General features: G+C 62.6%; 21 protein-coding genes and 1 tRNA gene. 8 read left to right on the top strand and 14 right to left on the bottom strand.

Features of this window, described 5'->3' with window-relative positions:
• Window positions 1–10: 10 nt before the first annotated feature.
• From ACQY4V_RS03930 to rlmB, 3 genes are all read right to left on the bottom strand, one after another.
• Window positions 11–484: a CoA-binding protein gene (locus ACQY4V_RS03930; protein WP_428515603.1), complete on the bottom strand. Its 474-nt coding sequence runs from the start codon at window positions 482–484 to the stop codon at window positions 11–13.
• Window positions 485–679: 195 nt separating this feature from the next.
• On the bottom strand, window positions 680–1,006 hold the full coding sequence (locus tag ACQY4V_RS03925; protein ID WP_428515602.1) for a hypothetical protein: 327 nt from the start codon (window positions 1,004–1,006) through the stop codon (window positions 680–682).
• Window positions 1,007–1,024: 18 nt separating this feature from the next.
• Entirely contained in the window at window positions 1,025–1,810 is a 786-nt protein-coding gene (gene rlmB, locus ACQY4V_RS03920; protein WP_428517151.1) for a 23S rRNA (guanosine(2251)-2'-O)-methyltransferase RlmB, read from the bottom strand.
• A gap of 113 nt (window positions 1,811–1,923) precedes the next feature.
• Here rlmB and ACQY4V_RS03915 point away from each other — a divergent pair.
• The 6 genes from ACQY4V_RS03915 (at window position 1,924) to ACQY4V_RS03890 (ending at window position 7,837) form a co-directional block, all read left to right on the top strand.
• Window positions 1,924–2,007: transfer RNA gene (locus tag ACQY4V_RS03915), tRNA-Tyr, on the top strand.
• Between the two features lie 216 nt (window positions 2,008–2,223).
• Entirely contained in the window at window positions 2,224–3,777 is a 1,554-nt protein-coding gene (locus ACQY4V_RS03910) for a methyl-accepting chemotaxis protein (RefSeq protein WP_428515601.1), read from the top strand.
• A 20-nt stretch (window positions 3,778–3,797) separates the two neighbouring features.
• Window positions 3,798–4,649 (top strand): CheR family methyltransferase, encoded by an 852-nt coding sequence (locus ACQY4V_RS03905; RefSeq protein ID WP_428515600.1) that lies wholly within the window; start codon window positions 3,798–3,800, stop codon window positions 4,647–4,649.
• The gene (locus tag ACQY4V_RS03900) at window positions 4,646–5,131 is read left to right on the top strand and encodes a chemotaxis protein CheD (RefSeq protein ID WP_428515599.1); all 486 of its coding nucleotides are present in this window, start codon (window positions 4,646–4,648) and stop codon (window positions 5,129–5,131) included. The genes ACQY4V_RS03905 and ACQY4V_RS03900 overlap by 4 nt, the downstream gene beginning before the upstream one ends.
• Window positions 5,131–6,765, top strand: coding sequence for a chemotaxis protein CheW (locus ACQY4V_RS03895; RefSeq protein ID WP_428515598.1), 1,635 nt, complete (start codon window positions 5,131–5,133; stop codon window positions 6,763–6,765). The genes ACQY4V_RS03900 and ACQY4V_RS03895 overlap by 1 nt, the downstream gene beginning before the upstream one ends.
• 169 nt (window positions 6,766–6,934) lie before the next feature.
• Entirely contained in the window at window positions 6,935–7,837 is a 903-nt protein-coding gene (locus ACQY4V_RS03890; protein ID WP_428515597.1) for a hypothetical protein, read from the top strand.
• Between the two features lie 20 nt (window positions 7,838–7,857).
• Here ACQY4V_RS03890 and ACQY4V_RS03885 read toward each other — a convergent pair whose 3' ends face one another.
• From ACQY4V_RS03885 to ACQY4V_RS03835, 11 genes are all read right to left on the bottom strand, one after another.
• Entirely contained in the window at window positions 7,858–8,520 is a 663-nt protein-coding gene (locus ACQY4V_RS03885; protein ID WP_428515596.1) for a DUF1523 family protein, read from the bottom strand.
• A 13-nt stretch (window positions 8,521–8,533) separates the two neighbouring features.
• Window positions 8,534–8,800, bottom strand: coding sequence for a hypothetical protein (locus tag ACQY4V_RS03880; RefSeq protein WP_428515595.1), 267 nt, complete (start codon window positions 8,798–8,800; stop codon window positions 8,534–8,536).
• Window positions 8,801–8,803: 3 nt separating this feature from the next.
• Window positions 8,804–10,216, bottom strand: coding sequence for a DUF6638 family protein (locus ACQY4V_RS03875; protein ID WP_428515594.1), 1,413 nt, complete (start codon window positions 10,214–10,216; stop codon window positions 8,804–8,806).
• Window positions 10,217–10,322: 106 nt separating this feature from the next.
• Window positions 10,323–10,691 (bottom strand): hypothetical protein, encoded by a 369-nt coding sequence (locus tag ACQY4V_RS03870; protein WP_428515593.1) that lies wholly within the window; start codon window positions 10,689–10,691, stop codon window positions 10,323–10,325.
• Entirely contained in the window at window positions 10,688–11,065 is a 378-nt protein-coding gene (locus ACQY4V_RS03865) for a hypothetical protein (RefSeq protein ID WP_428515592.1), read from the bottom strand. The genes ACQY4V_RS03870 and ACQY4V_RS03865 overlap by 4 nt, the downstream gene beginning before the upstream one ends.
• Window positions 11,062–12,996 carry an ATP-binding protein gene (locus tag ACQY4V_RS03860; protein ID WP_428515591.1) on the bottom strand — a complete coding sequence of 645 codons (1,935 nt, stop codon included), beginning with the start codon at window positions 12,994–12,996 and terminating at the stop codon, window positions 11,062–11,064. Before ACQY4V_RS03860 ends, ACQY4V_RS03865 begins: the two co-directional genes overlap by 4 nt.
• 75 nt (window positions 12,997–13,071) lie before the next feature.
• Window positions 13,072–14,196, bottom strand: a complete 1,125-nt coding sequence (locus ACQY4V_RS03855) for a hypothetical protein (protein WP_428515590.1) — start codon at window positions 14,194–14,196, stop codon at window positions 13,072–13,074.
• Entirely contained in the window at window positions 14,193–14,444 is a 252-nt protein-coding gene (locus ACQY4V_RS03850) for a hypothetical protein (RefSeq protein WP_428515589.1), read from the bottom strand. The genes ACQY4V_RS03855 and ACQY4V_RS03850 overlap by 4 nt, the downstream gene beginning before the upstream one ends.
• Window positions 14,441–14,602, bottom strand: coding sequence for a hypothetical protein (locus ACQY4V_RS03845; protein WP_428515588.1), 162 nt, complete (start codon window positions 14,600–14,602; stop codon window positions 14,441–14,443). The genes ACQY4V_RS03850 and ACQY4V_RS03845 overlap by 4 nt, the downstream gene beginning before the upstream one ends.
• Window positions 14,603–14,605: 3 nt before the next feature.
• Complete coding sequence (locus tag ACQY4V_RS03840) at window positions 14,606–15,682, bottom strand: hypothetical protein (protein WP_428515587.1); 1,077 nt, start codon at window positions 15,680–15,682, stop codon at window positions 14,606–14,608.
• Window positions 15,683–15,812: 130 nt separating this feature from the next.
• A complete protein-coding gene (locus tag ACQY4V_RS03835; RefSeq protein ID WP_428515586.1) occupies window positions 15,813–16,304 on the bottom strand; it encodes a hypothetical protein in 492 nt (163 codons plus the stop codon).
• Window positions 16,305–16,411: 107 nt separating this feature from the next.
• Between ACQY4V_RS03835 and ACQY4V_RS03830 the strand changes: the two genes are divergently transcribed.
• Both ACQY4V_RS03830 and ACQY4V_RS03825 read left to right on the top strand, forming a co-directional pair.
• Window positions 16,412–17,413: a hypothetical protein gene (locus ACQY4V_RS03830; protein WP_428515585.1), complete on the top strand. Its 1,002-nt coding sequence runs from the start codon at window positions 16,412–16,414 to the stop codon at window positions 17,411–17,413.
• A complete protein-coding gene (locus ACQY4V_RS03825) occupies window positions 17,413–17,814 on the top strand; it encodes a hypothetical protein (RefSeq protein WP_428515584.1) in 402 nt (133 codons plus the stop codon). The genes ACQY4V_RS03830 and ACQY4V_RS03825 overlap by 1 nt, the downstream gene beginning before the upstream one ends.
• Window positions 17,815–17,911 lie beyond the last annotated feature (97 nt).

Raw genomic sequence — 17,911 nt, 5'->3', positions numbered from 1 at the left:
GTCAGGGCTCCTACAGCTTCGATGAAATCACGCCGGTATTGAACCCGCCCATCCGCAACTCGCCGAACAGGCGCTGGTATTCGATCTTCGGACAACGGTTCATCACCACGTCGACGCCCCGTGCCCGCGCCTTTTCCGCGGCCTCTTCGTGCGATACGCCGATCTGCATCCAGATCGTCTGCAGCGCCGGGAACCGCTCCAGCGCCTCGTCCACGATCGCGGGCACATGCTCGGGCCGTCGAAAGATGTCGACCATGTCGACCTCGCCCTCGATGTCGCTCAGCGATCCCAGCACCGTTGCCCCGAACGCGGTCTTGCCAGCGTGGCCGGGGTTGATCGGAACCACATCGAAGCCCTTCAGCTTCAGATAACGCGCCACGTAGAAGCTCGGGCGCACCTCGTTCATCGACACGCCGACGACCGCGATGCGCTTGGTGCGCTTCAGGATATTCCGCAGATGAGACTCTGTGTACTGTTCGTTCATGGCACCACCCTAAAGCGCTTGCGAAAAAGAAAAAAGCGCCCGGGATAACCCGGGCGCCAGTCGCGGAACGAGGGACAGTGAAGAGAAACGCCGGAGTTCCAGTTCGGCGCTTCTGACATGTCAGATAGGTACTCATTTCCAGATAAAAAGAGGTTGTAAAATAGGTGTGAAGAATCGGTAAGAATCCGCCAAATCTCAGTCGATGATGTCTTCCACCACATCCCAGACCTCTTCCAGCAACCGTCCGAACATCGGTTTGCGCCGCTTGTTCGATTTCTTCTTGCGCCGCCTCGGGTCGGCACCACCATGCCACTCGGGCTTTTCGGCGACGGGTCGTCCCGTGCGACGATCCACCGGCGCCTTCTTCTGCCGAACATCCTGCGCCCGGGGGGATTGCGGCATCATCTTCATGTCGTGCAACGGTGCACCGCATGCCCGGCAGGTCAGTTCATGCAGCGTCTCGTCGAACACCAGAACAGCCCGCGTTCCGCAGTAACAGCACGTGGCGATCTTCCGGCCCATCAGCCCCCCGTCGGTTGGTCAGTCGGTTTGTCCTCTGGATGCATATAGGGCCACGGCAGCCGCATTTGAGACATTGAGCGACCCGAACGGGCCGGAAAAGCCGATCCGCACCAATTTGTCGCAGGTTTCTCGGGTCTTCTGCCGCAAGCCGGGCCCTTCCGCCCCCAGCACCAGCGCCACAGGACGGTCCTGCACGCCGACCAGCGCCTCTTCGATCGTTTCACCCGCCGTGCCGTCAAGCCCAAGCACGATATACCCCATGCCCTGAAGCGCCGCGATGGCGTCCGACAGATTGCGCACGCGCAGGTACGGCTGCCGCTCAAGTGCCCCGCTCGCCGTCTTGGCCAGCGCCCCGGTCTCGGGCGCAGAATGGTGGCGCGGCGCGATCACGGCCGAAGCGCCGAAGACTTCCGCCGACCGCAGGATGGCGCCCACGTTATGCGGGTCCGTCACCCGGTCCAGCATCATCACGCGCGGCGGCCGGGTTCCGTCGCCCAGGCAGACATCCTCCAGCGTGCCCCAGTCCAGCGGCTTCACCTCCAGCGCGGCGCCCTGGTGCACTGATTGCGGATCCAGCGGCGCACTGAACTTACGCGGATCGGCCATCTCCGCCGTCATGCCCGACGCTGCGATGGCATCCGCCAGTTTGTCGGCGGCGTTCTTCGTCACCACCAGCCGCAGCTTGTGGCGCCGTGGATTTTCCAGCGCATCGCGCACCGCGTGCAAGCCGAACAACCACACCGTTTCCGACGCGGCGGCCTTCTTGGCCTGTTCCTTTTCCACCACCCACTTGGGTTTCTTTATCGCCATCCGGGGGCCTCCTTCACAGGCGCCGGACAATGGCCCCGCACCACCGCAATCGCAAGCGATTTTCCGGTTGACGGGGCAACGGCCCGCTTCTAAACACGCGCCTCAGTGGGCGACAGGCCGCAAGGTGTGGCAGGGGACTGTAACTCCCTCGCGGAGACGCACGCTAGGTTCGATTCCTAGGTCGCCCACCATTTTCCAGGACGCAACGCCAAACGTTCGAACGTCGCCGTTGCGCTGGAGGCCCCCACGGGTCCCCTCCACCTGTCCCCGACCCTCATCCCCGCGCCTGGATCGACGGTATTTAAGGCAAATCCACCGCAATCTGCCTGTTGCGGAAAGGAAAACATTAATCTCCAGCGCGTACGACCTTACCCGAGTGAAGGGACCATTGCGTGTGAGGATGTGCCGTGACCAAGACCAGTACGACCGTGAAAGACGACGCTTCAGGCGACGTTCAGGCTGACCGAAACCACCTGACGCAGCTCGAAGGCCTCGCCGACGCCCTGCACCGCGTGCAGGCGGTGATCGAGTTCGAGCTTGACGGCACGATCCTGACGGCCAACGACAATTTCCTCTCCACGCTCGGCTATTCGCTGGACGAGATCGTCGGCAAGCACCACCGCATGTTCTGCAACAGCGACTACGTGCGCACCGATGCCTATCGCGATTTCTGGATGAACCTTGCCATGGGCAAGTTCGAGGCGGGCGAATTCAAACGCATCACGAAGGACGGCGGCGAGATCTGGATCAACGCCTCCTACAATCCGATCTTCGACTCCACCGGCAAACCGATCAAGGTCGTCAAGTTCGCCACCGAAATTACGAAAAGTAAGCTGGATGCGCTGGAAAAGAACGCCAAGCTGGCAGCCGTCAGCCGCGTACAGGCCATGATCGAGTTCACGCCCGATGGCAAAATACTGGACGCGAACGAGAATTTCTGCGCCGCGACCGGCTACACCCTGAACGAAATCCGCGGCAAGCATCACCGGATCTTCTGCGACGATGCATACAGCGCCTCGAAAGAGTACACGCGTTTCTGGGAAAAGCTTGCGTCGGGCGAACACGATGAAGGCAAGTACCGCCGCATCGACCGCGACGGCAAGGACCTGTTCCTGCGCGCCACCTACACGCCCATTATCGACGACGACGGCAAAGTCCTGAAGGTGGTCAAGTTCGCCTTCGACATCACGCCCGAGGTTGAGCTGGAAAAGAACGTGACGCGCATCTCGAGCCAATTCGCCGAGAAATCCGCAAGCATCACCGAACAGGCTCAGAAAGTGGCGGCAGGCGCTCAGACGCTGGGATGCACCACAGAGGAAATCAGCGCCTCGGTCGAGGAACTCAGCGCCTCGATCGATTCCATCGCCCAGAACAGCCGCCTGTCCGACGACATCGCCCAACGCACCAAGCAGGAGGCCGATGTCGGCGCCGGCGCCATCGACCGCTCGATCGAGTCCATGGACCTGATCAACGCCTCCTCCGAGCAGATCAACGAAATCGTGAAGGTGATCAGCGAGATCGCGGGCCAGACCAACATGCTGGCCTTCAACGCCGCCATCGAGGCCGCGCGCGCCGGTGAACACGGGCTCGGCTTCTCGGTCGTGGCCGACGAGGTACGCAAGCTGGCCGAGCGGTCCTCCCAGGCGACGAAGGAAATCACCAAGCTGATCAACGAAACGGTCAAGCGGGTCTCGCAAGGCAGCGACGTCTCGCGCGAGGCCGGAGCGGCATTCAAGAAGATCCTCGAAGGCATCGGCGAAACCACCGAGTCGATTTCGCAAATCACGGTGGCCGTCACCGAACAGCAAACCGCCGCACGCGATGTGGCGGACTCGGTTCAGCAGATCGTCGAAGCCTCCGAGGAGGCCGTCATCGCCTCAGACAACATCGCGGCGGCCACCAACGAACTCAGCACCGGCGCGGAAGACCTCAAGACCGAAGTTTCCAAACTGGGCGTCTGATCAAGGACAGGTGATACACCATGACAGCAGAAAAAGAGCTTTCGCTCAGCGAGTCGCAATTCAACAAGATCAGGGGCATCATCCACGACAGCACCGGCATCACGATCGGGGACAATCGCACGTCTCTCCTGCTCAGCCGGCTGCGCAGCCGCTTGCGTGAAACCAGGGACGCGGACTTCAAGGCGTATATCGCGCGCGTGACCTCCGACAAGACCGAGCTTCAGGAACTGATCAACCGGATCACGACGAACAAGACGTTTTTCTATCGAACGCCCCGGATCTGGCAACATTTCCGCGATGTCGCCATCCCGGCCTTCATGGAACGCAACACAAGACGCCCGATGCGCATCTGGTCCGCGGCCGCCTCGACCGGCGAAGAGGCCTATACCGCGGGCATGATCCTTGAGCACACGCGCAGCACGCAGGAGGGGTTCGACTACAGGTGCACGGGCACCGACATCTCGTCGAAGGTCCTGAAACAGGCCGAGGCCGGTCTTTACGCCGTGCCGGCCCTCACCCAACTGCGCGCGGATGGCACGGACCTCTTTGATCGGTTCCTGGGCGGCGACGATACTGCCGGGTACAAGGTCGACACCCAGATCAGGGGGCGCACCACGTTCAAGCTGCACAACCTGCTCAAACCCTTGCCGGGCGGTGCCAGCTTCGACGCCGTTTTCCTGCGCAACGTGCTGATCTACTTCACACCCGAGGATCAGGAGGCCATCTTGCGAAACGTGCACGCCGCGATGGCGCCCGATGCCTTGCTCTATATCGGCGAAAGCGAAAGCATCGCCCGGCTTCGGACCGATTTCGCGATCATCGAACCGATGATCTATCGCCCCGCGCCCAAGGGTGGAAAGCCCCTGACATGAGTGGTGAAGATCGACTCCACGTCCAGATCGGCCAGGTCAAGGTCGGTCGCGCGGGACAGACACTGAACGCCATACTGGGCTCCTGCATCGGCCTTGGTTTCGTGGACAAGAAAAACGGCATCTGCGGTCTCGCCCATGCCTTGCTGGCCAAGGCCGAAGGCCCTCCCAAAGCCAAGGGCAGCGGGCGCCATGTCGATCACGCGATCGAGGCGCTTCTGCACCAGATGAACGTCGCAGACGCCGAGCGCCGCAAGATGCGCGTCTTCATCGCCGGCGGCGCAAACATGACCCTGCCGCATGAGACCGAACCCGAACGCCTGGTCGGCCAGGTCAACGCCGATTTCGCACGCGCCGCACTGCGCGACGCCGGGCTTCGCATCGTGCATGACGATACCGGGGGCACACACGGCCGTCGTGTGGCGATCGACTGCACGACCGGCGACTTCACGATCACGCCAATTCCGCGCCTTGGAGAGGGATGATGTCGCACCCGCCTGAAACGCCTCCCAACGCGACCGCGCCGGGTGCCCCGGCCCCAATGCCCGGCGCGTCCTGCAAGGCCGACGCGCCGGCCGCGGCCATAGACCCGGCGCCTGGCGTGCATGCCGCGCGCAACGTCGTCTATGGCTCCTTCTGGCTTGACGAGACCGAGTTCGCATTGCCCGTCGATGTCATCCAGGAGGTCGTGAACGCCCCCGACAGCTATTCCGAGGTCCCCCTGGCCGCGCGGCACATGGTCGGGCTCTTCTGCCTGCGCAACACGATCGTCCCGGTGATCGACCTGCGTCACATCCTGGGAATTGCGCCCGCATCTGAAACCTCCGTGCGCAAGGTGGCCATCATCGAGAACGGGGACCTCTGCGTGGGGCTTCTGTTCGACGATACCGGCGCCATCATTCAGGGCATGAATGCCACGCGGGTCAATTTCCTGCGTGACGCCCAGGGATTGAAGGACGTCATTGTCGAAGGGGTGCTGAAGCTGGACGACGGCGCCCGCATGGTGCAGCTTCTCGACCCTTACGAGATCCTGCAAATCGAGAAGATTCCGCGCGTCGCCCGGATCGATCACGCTCAGCAACGCAAGACCCATCTCGGTCAGCGCTTCAACTGCATTTCCTTTCAACTCGGTCATACGACCTGCGCCCTCGACCTGCGTTTCGTGCAGGAAATCACCGATATGCCGCCGCTGCAGAAGTCTCAGCTCGCCCACGGCTACGTCATCGGAAACGTGGAATTGCGCGGACGCACCCTGCCGGTGGTCGATTTTCGGGGGATGATCGGCAACGAGACGCCCTACAAGTTCAAGGCCGGCATGCTGGAGAAGCGCAAGCTCCTTGTCCTCGACCTGCCCGAAGGCCGGATCGGCCTGCTGGTCTACTCGATCGACAGCATCATGACATTCTATGAAAAGGACATCCTGCCCTTCGCGAACGTGGGGCTGCCGCGGCACGACGTCGTGTCCGGCTGCCTCGTGCGTCAGGACGAAACGATCGTCATCCTGCTCGACCATCACAGCCTGCTGAAGGACGAGATGCTGGCGCTCGCCGCACGCTCCTGCCAGGAAATCTATCCCTCGGCGGATATCGAGACCAAGCCAAAGAACTTCAGGACGGAACGCGGCCGTTCGACCTTTATCCTGTTCTCCGTGGACATCGAGATGGGCTTCGACATCTCCGGCGTCAACGAGGTCATCGACCGCCCCTCGTCGTTGTTGAAACCGCCCTACGCCCTCACCTTCGTCGACGGTATTCTCAACCTCAGGGGCGAGTTGATTACCCTCATCAACCTGCGTGTCCTCTACGGTTTTCCCGAGACCGGAGCGGAGGCGGACAAGGTGCTGATCTTCGAACATGGCGGGCGGAAATACGGCATCACCGTCGACTCCATCGACGAAATCGTGACGACCGGACCCGAGGACCTTTTCGACGTGCCCACGATCCGCGATCCGGAAGCGGCCCGTCTCGTGTCAGGCGACCTCGCGGGGTGCCTGCGGGTCCCCTCACGCCCGTCACACAGCAACCCGGTCCTCGTGCTGGATCAAGCATCGGTTGTCCGCCGCTGCATCGCCGACGCGAACTTCGAAGCGGCAGCGCCCGACGCCGCAACGGGGACCTGACCGGCGTCTCCGTCCTGTTCGGTCGCGGCCCCTGTCACCATGATCCGTGCACGCGCGCCCGCGCATAGATGCGGTTCTTCGCACCCGGCGAATCAGCGGAATCTTGCGCGGCTGCACCGAATGCGGTAGTATTATTGCATAAAAAACAAAACAGGCACCGGGCAGGTCCATGAAATACGTGATCCATCTGGGCGTCCACAGGACGGCGTCCCTGCTGTTGCAGCAAAATCTCTCCTTCAATCGCGAGCAATTGCGGGCGCAACGGGTGTTCTACGTGAATGCCGAAATGCCCAAGGCCGTCCAAAGGCAGGTCCGCATGATCCGCCGACGGCACAAGCCCGGCTCCACGCCGCAGGACTACGGCGTCTTCGCAGAGTTGAACGCCGCCATCACGAGCGCTGCCTCGAAGGCCGGCGCGGAAACCGTTCTGATTTCCGACGAACACCGGCTTGGCCCCACGATGACGCAATCCCTGCTCTGGAACGAGACGAACCCCGCGTTCTATCCGCAGGCTCCGACCAATCTGCGATATGCCCAGGCCGGTCTGCCGCTGGAGGATAGCCGGCTGCTGCTCTATACGCGCAACGCCGAAAGCTATCTCGTCAGCCTGTATTCCGACGCCATTCGTCAGAACCACACCACGCTGACGCTGGAAAACTTCTGTCGCAGCGTGAACTTCAATTCCATCGACTTCTCCGCGCTGGAGCAGACGCTTTGCGCGCTTCACCCCGGGCTCCAGGTCAGGTCGCGCCAGTTCGAACGCATCAAGCTTGGTCCGGAAACCTATTTGCGCAGCTTCCTGCGCGATATCGGGCTCGATCCCAAGCCGTTCGTCCTGCATCTCGCCGCGCCGCGGCCGCAGCTTGACGCGATGCAGGTCGAGGCCCTTTTGCACATCATGTCCGGGCGTCAGTCAAAGCGCGGCGAAATGATCTCCGCCTTGCGCGACCAGGTACTGAATGGCGCACCCAACCCGCTGGCTCCGCTGGTCCTGCCGGCTTGGGTGACGGACTCCATGCGCGTGACAGACGAAGGCCGTGTCCTCGACGCCCCCGAGGCAAGAAGCGCCTGACCGGTCTCATCCAGGGGGCGTTAGTCCCGGCGCTTGTCCTTCGGTCGCCAAGTGTCTAGCCAGCGCCGAACGCGTCCGCGCCGGTCCTCTACCGCATTCCCGGCAGCGTCGAAACGGGCCTCGACCCCGTCCCAGACCGGGTCGAGCCGCCTGGCCCGGAACCCGCGCCATATCCGCCAGGTGCCGAAGGCCACTATGGCAAAACCCGCCAGGATCAGCAGGTTCAGCCACGGAAACGGCTTGCCCGCATCCGGCCCCGCAACCGGCCAGATGCTCACGCCGTTGGGAAAGATCGACAGGAACTCGTTGCGCCAGCCGTAGTGTTTCAGCGCCGCCCATCGCGGCGCCTCGGCGGTGGATTTCAGATCGGCCGCCTCGGCCTGCAGGTTGGACGTGTCGAACTTGAAGTAGGGCGGCCAGCCCCACCCGGTGTCCTCGTTGCGATAGACCATCGTCCTGCCATTCGCCCGCACCGTCTGGATAAAAAAGACGTCGCGGTTGATCGGCGTCACGTCATTGCCGGCGTCGGGACTGGCCCAGAACAGGCTGTTCTCGCCAAAATCTATGCGCTTTTCATAGGTGTCCGTCACCCGCACGATATCGGTCTGTGGCAGGGTGTAGTGGAAAAAAGCGGCCACCAGCACCCAGAAAAAACCCCAGAACAGCCATTTCAGATAAACCAACGTCCCACCCCCTTCAGTGAAAATTCGTGAAGTAGATGATCGCCGCCACGATGCTGAACGGCACGACATAGACCCCGAAGATCAGCTTGCGCCGGAGCGATCCGTCATACTCCTCCAGCCCCTTTTCGATATAGGCGTCCAGGTCCCCGGGCCGGCCTTCCTCCTCCCACCATTCGCGCAGCTTGCCTTTTCGCACGCTCCGGGAATAGATCGAGAGGACGACATACAGGATCGTGCAGACGATGAACCCGATGATCAGAAGTCTCGCCAATGCCGCCATGTCCTATCTCCTCGTCTTCCTGTCCGCCGAATAGGGCGTGCCCTTGCCAGCCCGGCGCGTCACAGGCCCCCAGGGTCCGACCCGCCGCACAACCGCCTCGATCTCCGGCTCGGGCTCGGGCGGTCTCGGCGGCGCCGGCTCTTCCATCGAGGCCTCGTGTCCGAAAAGCGCCGCGCGCGTGCCCATCTTGTCCACCTGGTATTCGTTCAGCAACAGGTCCACCACATAGGCCTTCTTGGTGTCCGCCCATGTCTGGTAGCGGCGGTAGAAAAGGCTCTTGTGGCAGATGAACAGCTGCCTCACATCCTTCGGCGCCAGCTCCGCCAGAAGCATGTTGACCAGGTCCGCATCCTGGTTCGCCGCGGCCCGCAGCGTGTAGAAATACGCCGGATTGTCCGAGCTTATCACCGGCCAGGGGCCGCCATTCTCGGCCCAGTTCAACAGGGCATTGAGCGTGTGAAACTCCTCCGGCAAAAGGTCCGAGTGCCGCCGCGCCAGCCGGCGCATCTCGGCCCGGCTGCGGCCTGCGAACTCCACGCCTTCATCCGCCAGCGCATCGACCAGCATGAAATCCATCTTCTGCCGCAGGATCGCCGACGCATCTATACCGCGTGCCTTGACGATCGGCTCCACCAGCCCGTTGAGATCGAGGAAACTGGCAATCCGGTTCCGCTCGTTGATGCCAAAGACATACTCGATCCGCTCTCCCTCGAAGGGGGTCTTGTCAGAAACGCAGATCACACCCGGCAGTTCGAGGTCCTGAAACAGGTACACGCCGCCGAAATGATCGGTCCAGTAATTGCGCTGCTCGAAACTCATCTCCTTCAGATCGATGGGATTGCGCAGCACGTCCCCGGTCTGCCCGGCCAGTTCGATCATCTCGGCAATCAGCACGTCGTCGAACCAGGCGTCCTCTTCCGACATGAACCGTTCGACCTTCTCATCCAGCTTCTCGGCCTGCCGCAGCGCCCCGTTGGTGGTGTCCGCCTCGATGGTGATACGGCGGATATCGAACAGGCGCGCGGGGCTCGACATGTCATAGACCGAATTGACCAACTCCCCCGCCACCGCGTCCCGCGCCGTCAGGGCAAAAAGCGCCGGCTCGTTTTCCTCGATGAACTGCTTCAGGATGCCCCGGCTGGTCGAGAATTGCGCATTCAAGAGCGGCGCGCGCTTCTGCTCCGTGGTCAGCAGGATGAACTGCCGGTTCACGCCTGCATGGTTGAGGTAAAGGTCATCGCCCAGCTCATGCCCCACCTCCGGCGAATAACCCGAGATATCGACATAGAAATCCGTCAGGCTGGTGGTCTTGCCCGTCAGGTGCTTCAGCGCGCGATTGTATCGCTCCACCAGCGCCGGGCTGGCCACATGCACCAGGTTGCCGAACATCAGGCCGGACTTAATCAGACGTTCCATGCACCACCTCCGTAGGGTGGGTTTCCAACCCACCATCCCCGGCCCGCCCCAAGCGCCCCCGCGCCCCGGACCCGATCCGGGGCCTCTCGTTTCCGGCGCATCCCCATCACGCCTCCCCCCGCACGATATCGCGGTTCCTCAAACGCTCCACCCGCTGCGCAAGACCCAGCCAGACGAAGACCAGCACCGGCCCCCAAACCATCACCGCCGCCAGCGAGGTCCGCAGGTACATCCACATCACCACGCCCTGCTGGGCAAGCCCCTGCCCATCCAGAAGGCTGCGCTTGTCGAACAGCGCGAAGATCCCAGCGCTGCAACCCAGCATTAGTCCCGCCGACGCGACGACCGACATCAGAACCCGCCCGTGCGACCGGGTGTCCCTCGGCGTGAATAGCCACGGCAACAGCGCCGCGATGCCGCCGATGATCAGCAGCGGCAGGCCCGTGTTAACCAGTGTGACCTGATCCTCGTTCATGCGAGCCGCCTGCTTTCGGAATTCTCGAGCCGTCGTTCGAAGCGAACCACCTGCCATGCCCAGAAAAAACCGGCGAAAACAGCCGCGACCCACGGCACACCTGAAAGGTTGTCTTTGAATTCATGGACCTCCGGCCGCGAAATATCACCGGTGACCGAATACAGAAACTGAATATCAGAAAATAGAGCCTGCCCAAAACGGGCTGCCAAGAAAATCGCGCAGATCGCACCACCGAGAGAGACGACGACGAAGACCGAAAAGCGCGCACCGCTTGAAAACCGGACCCCGGCGTACAGGCCCATGTAAATCATGCACGCGCCCAATAGTCCGAGCGCCAAGGCGTAGGCATTTATGATGAGGCCGAAATCTGTCATTCCTTCGCCGCCATGTACCGCCGCTTGGCCTCCTCCGTCCGACCGAAATCGCGCACCATGGTCTCGATCGCCACCTCGTCGGATTTGTCGGCATAGCGGAACTCTGAATCCGCGTACCGGTTGATCTCCTGAATCACCATTTCCACCGTAATGGGCTGTCGCAGTTCCTCGATCATCCCCTTCTTCTCGTCGTAGGCCTTGAACAGGAACAGGTCGGGCTTTTCCATCCATTCATCGGGCAGTTCGAAATCCATCGCCCGCACCTTCACCGCGTCGGTGATGTTCTTGATCGCCCGGCCCGTGAAGCGTTCGTCCGCCTCCTGAATGCCCTTCAGATACGTCCCCAGCTTGGCAATCGTGTCCAGCTTGCCAATGTCTTTCTCGACCCGCTCATAGACCCGGATCAGCCCTTCTTCATGGGGCTTCGCGTGGCTCTCGAACGAGGCCGCCACGGCCTTCTTGATCTCCTGCGCGGCATAGACCTCATGCTGCCCCAGCGGGATGTCATGGTTCTTGCCCATCAGCAGGTAGAGGATATCGATATAATCCTCCCGCGTCTGCGGCCCGTCCACCAGGAACCGCGCGCCTGCCCGCTGGCGCAGCGCGTCGTCCACGTTCTCGGGATAGTTCGAGAACATGCCAAACGTGCAATTCCCCCGAACCACCGTGTTGGCCCCGGCAAAGCTCTCCATCAGCACGGCGGTGATCTCCAGCTGCCCCGCGCTCGATTGCCGGTCGCCGCGCTTGCCCGCCAGCTGGTCGATATCGTCGATCGTCCCGAACCCGATCACGACCGGATCGATCACGGTGTTGATGAACGCCTTGGCATTCTGCGCCGACTTGCCCTGGTAGCTGTCGATGCTCTCGGTGCTCAGGTTCTGATACCGAAACGGATAGCCCACGTTGTCGCAATAGCCCTTGATCAGCCCGGCCATCATCTGGATCAGCGTCGTCTTGCCCGTCCCCGGCTTGCCGTCGCCCATGAAGGTGAAGATGAACCCGCCCAGTTCGGCAAAGGGGTTCAGCTTTCGCTCGAAATCATAGGCCATCAGCATCTTCGAGAGCTTCAGCGCCTGGTATTTGGCGATGTGGTTGCCCACCACCTCGTGCGGCTGCTTGAAGGTCATGGTCAGGGTCGAGGACTTGCCCTTCGATGCCGCGTCAAAGCCGCGAATGGTGAAATCATCCGCCTCGACGCGCCAGCTTGCCCCGGTAAAGGCACTCAATCGCCCGGCATTCTGCGCCCGCAGCGCGATCTTCTCCATCAACTGCTCGGCAAAGGCGCTGACCGTGGCCACCAGCCGCGCATCATCACCGGCATGGGCCGCGATATCCTGGTCCAGTTCCCACAACGCGCCGTGCAGGGCCAATTGCGAATTGTCGGTCAGAACCTCCTCGACCTCACCTACCTCAACGCTGACTTCGGACCCATGCGGCGCCAACAGGAACGCCGTCGCGTTGGCAAACACATGCCCCACCGCGAGCGCCTCAGCGCCCAGAAGCTCGGTGAACTCGGTCTTGCGGTCCGCGCCCAGCGACCCGGCCAGGTTCGCCCGCCGCAGATCGGCCAGGCCCGTCGCGTCGGAAAACTGCTCTCCCACCGCCAGCGCGATGGCAATCGCCCGCCGCAGGCCGTGCAATACCGTCGCCTGCATCGGGCTCACCAGCGGGTCGTCGCCATCGGCGGCCTCGATCCGCTCCACCAAATGCACGCCCTCGGGACGCGCGGTCGAGCGTGTCACCAGCCCCGGCGTCGTGGTGCGAAACCGCCGCCGCGTGCCCAGCCCGGCCGATTTCTCCTCCTGCGGCCCCTCCGCCGCCTTCGCGATGCGCGGCGTATGGTCGAACCCCGCCAGCATCGCCGCCGCTGCCGCGTAATGCTTTGCGATATCCTCTTCGCGCAATTCCATCGTGTCTGCCGTCAGGCTCATCGTCTTCTCCCCAATGGTGGGTTTGAAACCCACCCTACAATCTGGCGTAGGGTGGGGTTTCACCCCACCTTGCGTTCAATATCTCAAGACCCGCCCCCCCGGGCTGACCACGTATTTGGTGACCGACGAAAACCCCGGCGGGGTCTTCTCGGCCAGCACCTGATAGGGTCGCTCCGGCAGGATGATACTGCGCTCCATCCGCGTCGCCCCGGTCTCGGCCCCTTTCCCCGAGAACGGGTCCAGCGCGAAAACTTCGCGCTCCACCGTTCCAAACCAGCCCGCGCGTTCCTCGATCACCCGTTCGCTTTCCAGCACTTCGTCGGTCCACGCCAGCGCCCAGTCCTGCCCCACAGGCGCGTCGGCTTGCGCCAGCACCTCGCGCAGCGGACCGGTCTGCCGCGTGAAGGCGTGGCTGTACATCGGACCGACGTGAAACCGCCGCAGTCGCTTGGGGTGCAGGTCGTCGAAGCTCTCGTCGAACCCCTTGGCGATGGTCAGCAGCTTCAATCCGCCCAAGCTCTGCGCCATAAGATGCGCCTGCACTTCGGGCCAGCGCCGCTCGTCCTTGCCCAGGGGCGCGCGGCCCGTGTCCTCGACCTCCATCAGATAGATCGTCGGCAGGTTCACCTGGCTGTCATAGACCGCCCAGTGCAAAAGGTATCGCCGCCGCTCGTCCAGCCCGCTCACCCATTGGATCTGCGGATCGTTCTGCGCCCAGAACAGGTGCCCGCGCAGCATCTCCTCGTAATACAGCCGCTGCGACAGCGCGAATTGCAGCCGGGTCGGGATTGTCCGTTCCGAGATGATCTGCTCGACCATCTCGCGCTTCAGCGTCTCTGTATCCGGCATCCCCTCCAGGTGCCGCCGCGCCTGGGCCGCGTCATTGGCCATCACCATCAGTTCCGAGAACACCGGAAAGCCGCTTTCGGTCACGTCCATGGCCAGTGAGCCAAAGAACTGCCCCGTGTCGCGCCCGACCAGCAGGTACTTCATGCTCAGCGCCTTGAACGTGTAGGCGATGCCCTGAACATAGCTGGTGAGAATCTCGACCTCCTGCTTGCCCAGGTTGCCCTCGGCCTGCATCACGGCCGCCACGCGATTCAGATGCCCCGTGATCCGCTCGAACTTGGCGAAATAGCGCCGCGACGCGAAAAGGTCCGACAGCGCCACGCGATCAGAGGTCGGGGCGTCGGCGGTCATTCACCTCCCCCGCCACCGTCACCCGACCCATCACAGCCGTCACTATCAAAGCTGGAATAGCCCGCATCGCCAGACCCGGCGCCGGGCTTCACAAAGGCCCAGACCGCCAGAACGATCATCCCGATGATGCCGTAGGCCATCATCTCGTCATGTCCCAACCTGTAGCCGCCCAGCGCCATGCCACCCGACACCACGATGCCGAAGAGTAACACCAGGCCGGTTATGCGCTCTTTGGACATCGCGCTCACGCCCCGCCTCCGCCATCCCGGCGCGACAGCCCGATCAGGATCAACCCCGCAATGCCGAACCCCACCCCGACAAGGTTCACCCAGGCCGGCACGGTGAACACAAACGACACGACAAGGCAGACGACAGACAGAACAATGGCAAGCGTCCCAAGCCCCATGCCTTAGCCGCCATACGCGTTGGCGTCATGTTTCTCGATGATCTTGGCAAAGCGACGGGCGAACCGCTCGTCCGCCTTGGCCTTGGCCTCCAGCACTTCGCGGGCAAAGACCATGTGATCCTCGTGCGCCTCCAGCATGTCGGCCATCTTCTGGTTGGTGGCCGCGCCGATCCCGGCCATGGCGCTCTGCGCCTCCTGGTCGGTCTTGACCCCGATCTCGTTGATCCGGTGAGCCACGTCCTGCTGCTGCGCGGTCTTCAGCGACTTGGTCAGCGCATCATAGAGCACGACCCGCTGCTTGGTGTCCGTTTGCAACTTGTTGATCAGCACCATCTGCGTCGCCGCCTGGTTCTGCAGCGAATCGACCCAGGTCTTGCCCTTCTCGATATACCGCTCCAGCGTTTGCGACTTCGCCAGCTTGACCTGCTCCTGCTGCACCATCTCGTTGTACTTGGCGTTCATCTCGGCCAACTCGCTTTCCAGCTTGGTGCGGGCCGCCGCGTCAGTCTCGTTGGCGATCTTGTTCTCCAGTTCGATGATCTTGGGGTCCATCCCCTGGATGTCCGAGCGCAGCGTCTCCAACTCGCCCACCGTCGCCTCGCGCTCGTCCAGCGTCTCGGTCAGGTTCGTCTCGACCTTCACCTTGTGCTCTTCCAGCGTGCGCAACTGGCCTTCCAGCAATTGCACGATGATGTCGGATTTCGAGATCAGGTCCTGAAGCTTGTCGTCGATGCTGGCGGTGCGGATGCGGTCCTGGCGCATGCTGTCGGCCTTGTGGCGGCTGAAGATGCCGACAAAGCTTTCCCAGCCCGTCTTGTTGCGCATCTCGTCGAAATCACGCGAGAAGCCCGCGGTCACGTCGTCCAGCCCCATGATCAGCTCGGCGATGTTGGCGTTCATCGTCTCGGTATGCGCGTGCACCTCGTCCAGCGTCGCGTTCTCGATATCGAGGCTGGCATCCTCGCCGCCCTTGATCTTGGACCGCGCGCTTTCGATCTTGCTGGTCAGCTCGGCAATCTTCGCCTGCGCCGATGCGACCTGCTCCTGACTTTCGCGCACCTGCGCATCCAAATTCGCCATCACCGCTCCCTTTCGCCTAAAGTTAATTACCTTAACATCAATATAGGTACGCCACGGCTGATTTGAAGGCGCGCCCGCTCTTTAGGGTTTTCGCAAAACCTTTGGCGCGGGGCAAGAAAGACGTGCGCGTTCAGGGCATCAAAACCTCTTTCCGCCCGAACACCCCCTCCGCCGTGCCAAGGTCGTCGTACAGGATCTCGACCGCGATGCTCTCGATCTCGCCCAGACCGAAGCTCTTGTAGATCACCGCGTCGTCGGGAAAAGCATTGGGGGCAGCGGTGTCCGTCTGGCAGGGCGGCAACGCCCAAGCCTCCATCGCGCCGCCGTTCACGCCCACGCGCACCCGGTGCATCCCGCAGCGCCAGCTCAGCAGATGCGTCAGGTACAGCAGGTCCTGACCATCGTATTCGCGCACCGCCACCCAGTTGCCGCGCGTGGCCTCGATGATCGGCCTGATCTCGGCGGCGGTGGTGAACTTGCCGGTGGGCGTCTGGTCCTCGGCCTCGAACCCGGCGGGCGGTTGGCTCCCGTCCACTGCCGATTGCGCCACGGCGGCCCCGTCCGGACTTCCCGTACCGCCGCCCAGGGCCACGGCAAGGCCAACGAAAATCCACTCGATCATCCGAAAACACCTTTCCTTTCAAAAATCTGCGCAACTGCCTCTCGCGCAATCCAGGCGCAGCGCTTATACTGGCGCCAAAGGGCAGTTCAGGCAGGCGTGACCGGATTATGGCCGCGAAAAAGGCAAAGAACCAAGCGTTCAATATCGTGGTGGTCGGTCATGCCGGCCGGCTTCAGTTCGAGGCGGTGCTTTTCGCCGCGTCCCTGCGCGCCCGCAGCCCAAACTTCAAAGGCCGCCTTTTCGTGGCCGAAACCCAGCCCGGACCGCTGTGGAAGAACGACCCGACCATGCGCGGCGACATCCGCGCCCTCTTGGAAAGCTACGGGGCCGAGATCCTGCCCTTTCAGTCCCGGCATTTCGGGCAGGCCTACCCCTATGGCAACAAGATCGAATGCCTGATGGCCCTGCCCGAGGGCGAGCCGTTCGTGTTCTTCGACACCGACACCCTGGTCACCGGCGACCTGACGCAGGTCCCCTTCGATTTCGACCGCCCCACCGCCTCGCTCAAGCGCGAAGGCACCTGGCCCGAAATAGAACTCTACGGCCCCGGCTACACGGCCACATGGAAATCGCTCTACGACAAATTCGGGCTCGATTTCGAGTCCTCGCTCGACACGTCCCTGCCCGACGAATACTGGCGCCGCTACCTCTACTTCAACGCCGGGTTCTTCTTCTACAAGTGCCCGCATGTCTTCGGCCAGCGCTTCCTCGACTACGCGCTCGCCATCCGCGACGACCCGCCGCCGGAATTGGTCTGCCAGTCGCTCGATCCCTGGCTCGACCAGGTGGCGCTGCCGCTCGTGATACATTCGCTGGGCGGCGGGCGCGACACGCTGCCCGACGGTCTCCTCGACGGCGAGGTCACGTGCCACTACCGCATGTTCCCGCTGCTATACGCCCGCGAAAATGACGACGTGGTGGCGCTGCTGGAAGAAATCAGCGCCCCCAATCCGGTCAAGAAGCTGCTGAAGAACTACGACGCGATCAAGTTCATGGTCTACCACGGCCGCGGTCAAAAGGTGCGCGCCCTCTTCGACCGTGAAAATATGCCGCGCAAGGAACAGGCGATCCGCAACACCATCCGCCGGAACGGGTTCTGGATACGCTGATGGCCTTGCGTGACGTACCCGGCCTGACCCGCATCGCGCAGGTCTTCGGCCCGTCCGACGCGATGCTGGCCGTCGCCGCCCTCGAAGGCGCAGGCTTTCGCGTCTTCGTGCCGGGCTACCACACGCTCTCGAATGCCCAGTACCTCTCGGTCGCCCTGGGCGGTGTACCGATCATGGTCGAAACCGCCCGCGCGGCCGAGGCCGCCGCCTTTCTCGACGCCCTGGAAACCTCCGACGTCGAGGTGCTTTCCCCCTCCGCGTTCGACAGCATTCCTGATGACGATCTGCCGCCGCCCCGCCCGCGCGGGCTGTTGCGCCGGATCGTGGAAAGCGCGTTCTACCTCCTCACCGGAACCGCGCCCGCCCTGCGCGGCCGCTACGGACGCGTCCCGAAAAAATAGCCATTGGCCCGGCTCTTGTCCGCGCAAGACCATGTCAATACGCTTGTCCTGCGTCCCGCCATCGCTTACCCAAATGACAAACGCCATTAGGGAGGCT

Origin of the sequence: Roseovarius sp., from assembly GCF_965277045.1 — a bacterium.
Classification (GTDB): Bacteria; Pseudomonadota; Alphaproteobacteria; order Rhodobacterales; family Rhodobacteraceae; genus Roseovarius.
Note: the sequence above shows the minus strand (reverse complement) of the source record. Positions and strands in the feature narration are given on the sequence as shown.

Excerpts from the sequence above, each read along its gene's own strand:
- ACQY4V_RS03875 (WP_428515594.1), bottom strand. The coding sequence starts at position 10,216 with ATGGAACGTCTGATTAAGTCCGGCCTGATGTTCGGCAACCTGGTGCAT.
- ACQY4V_RS03840 (WP_428515587.1), bottom strand. The coding sequence starts at position 15,682 with ATGGCGAATTTGGATGCGCAGGTGCGCGAAAGTCAGGAGCAGGTCGCA.
- ACQY4V_RS03925 (WP_428515602.1), bottom strand. The coding sequence starts at position 1,006 with ATGGGCCGGAAGATCGCCACGTGCTGTTACTGCGGAACGCGGGCTGTT.
- ACQY4V_RS03905 (WP_428515600.1), top strand. The coding sequence starts at position 3,798 with ATGACAGCAGAAAAAGAGCTTTCGCTCAGCGAGTCGCAATTCAACAAG.
- ACQY4V_RS03930 (WP_428515603.1), bottom strand. The coding sequence starts at position 484 with ATGAACGAACAGTACACAGAGTCTCATCTGCGGAATATCCTGAAGCGC.
- ACQY4V_RS03900 (WP_428515599.1), top strand. The coding sequence starts at position 4,646 with ATGAGTGGTGAAGATCGACTCCACGTCCAGATCGGCCAGGTCAAGGTC.
- ACQY4V_RS03830 (WP_428515585.1), top strand. The coding sequence starts at position 16,412 with ATGGCCGCGAAAAAGGCAAAGAACCAAGCGTTCAATATCGTGGTGGTC.
- ACQY4V_RS03835 (WP_428515586.1), bottom strand. The coding sequence starts at position 16,304 with ATGATCGAGTGGATTTTCGTTGGCCTTGCCGTGGCCCTGGGCGGCGGT.
- ACQY4V_RS03895 (WP_428515598.1), top strand. The coding sequence starts at position 5,131 with ATGTCGCACCCGCCTGAAACGCCTCCCAACGCGACCGCGCCGGGTGCC.
- ACQY4V_RS03880 (WP_428515595.1), bottom strand. The coding sequence starts at position 8,800 with ATGGCGGCATTGGCGAGACTTCTGATCATCGGGTTCATCGTCTGCACG.
- ACQY4V_RS03825 (WP_428515584.1), top strand. The coding sequence starts at position 17,413 with ATGGCCTTGCGTGACGTACCCGGCCTGACCCGCATCGCGCAGGTCTTC.
- ACQY4V_RS03870 (WP_428515593.1), bottom strand. The coding sequence starts at position 10,691 with ATGAACGAGGATCAGGTCACACTGGTTAACACGGGCCTGCCGCTGCTG.
- ACQY4V_RS03865 (WP_428515592.1), bottom strand. The coding sequence starts at position 11,065 with ATGACAGATTTCGGCCTCATCATAAATGCCTACGCCTTGGCGCTCGGA.
- ACQY4V_RS03860 (WP_428515591.1), bottom strand. The coding sequence starts at position 12,996 with ATGAGCCTGACGGCAGACACGATGGAATTGCGCGAAGAGGATATCGCA.
- ACQY4V_RS03890 (WP_428515597.1), top strand. The coding sequence starts at position 6,935 with ATGAAATACGTGATCCATCTGGGCGTCCACAGGACGGCGTCCCTGCTG.
- ACQY4V_RS03845 (WP_428515588.1), bottom strand. The coding sequence starts at position 14,602 with ATGGGGCTTGGGACGCTTGCCATTGTTCTGTCTGTCGTCTGCCTTGTC.
- ACQY4V_RS03855 (WP_428515590.1), bottom strand. The coding sequence starts at position 14,196 with ATGACCGCCGACGCCCCGACCTCTGATCGCGTGGCGCTGTCGGACCTT.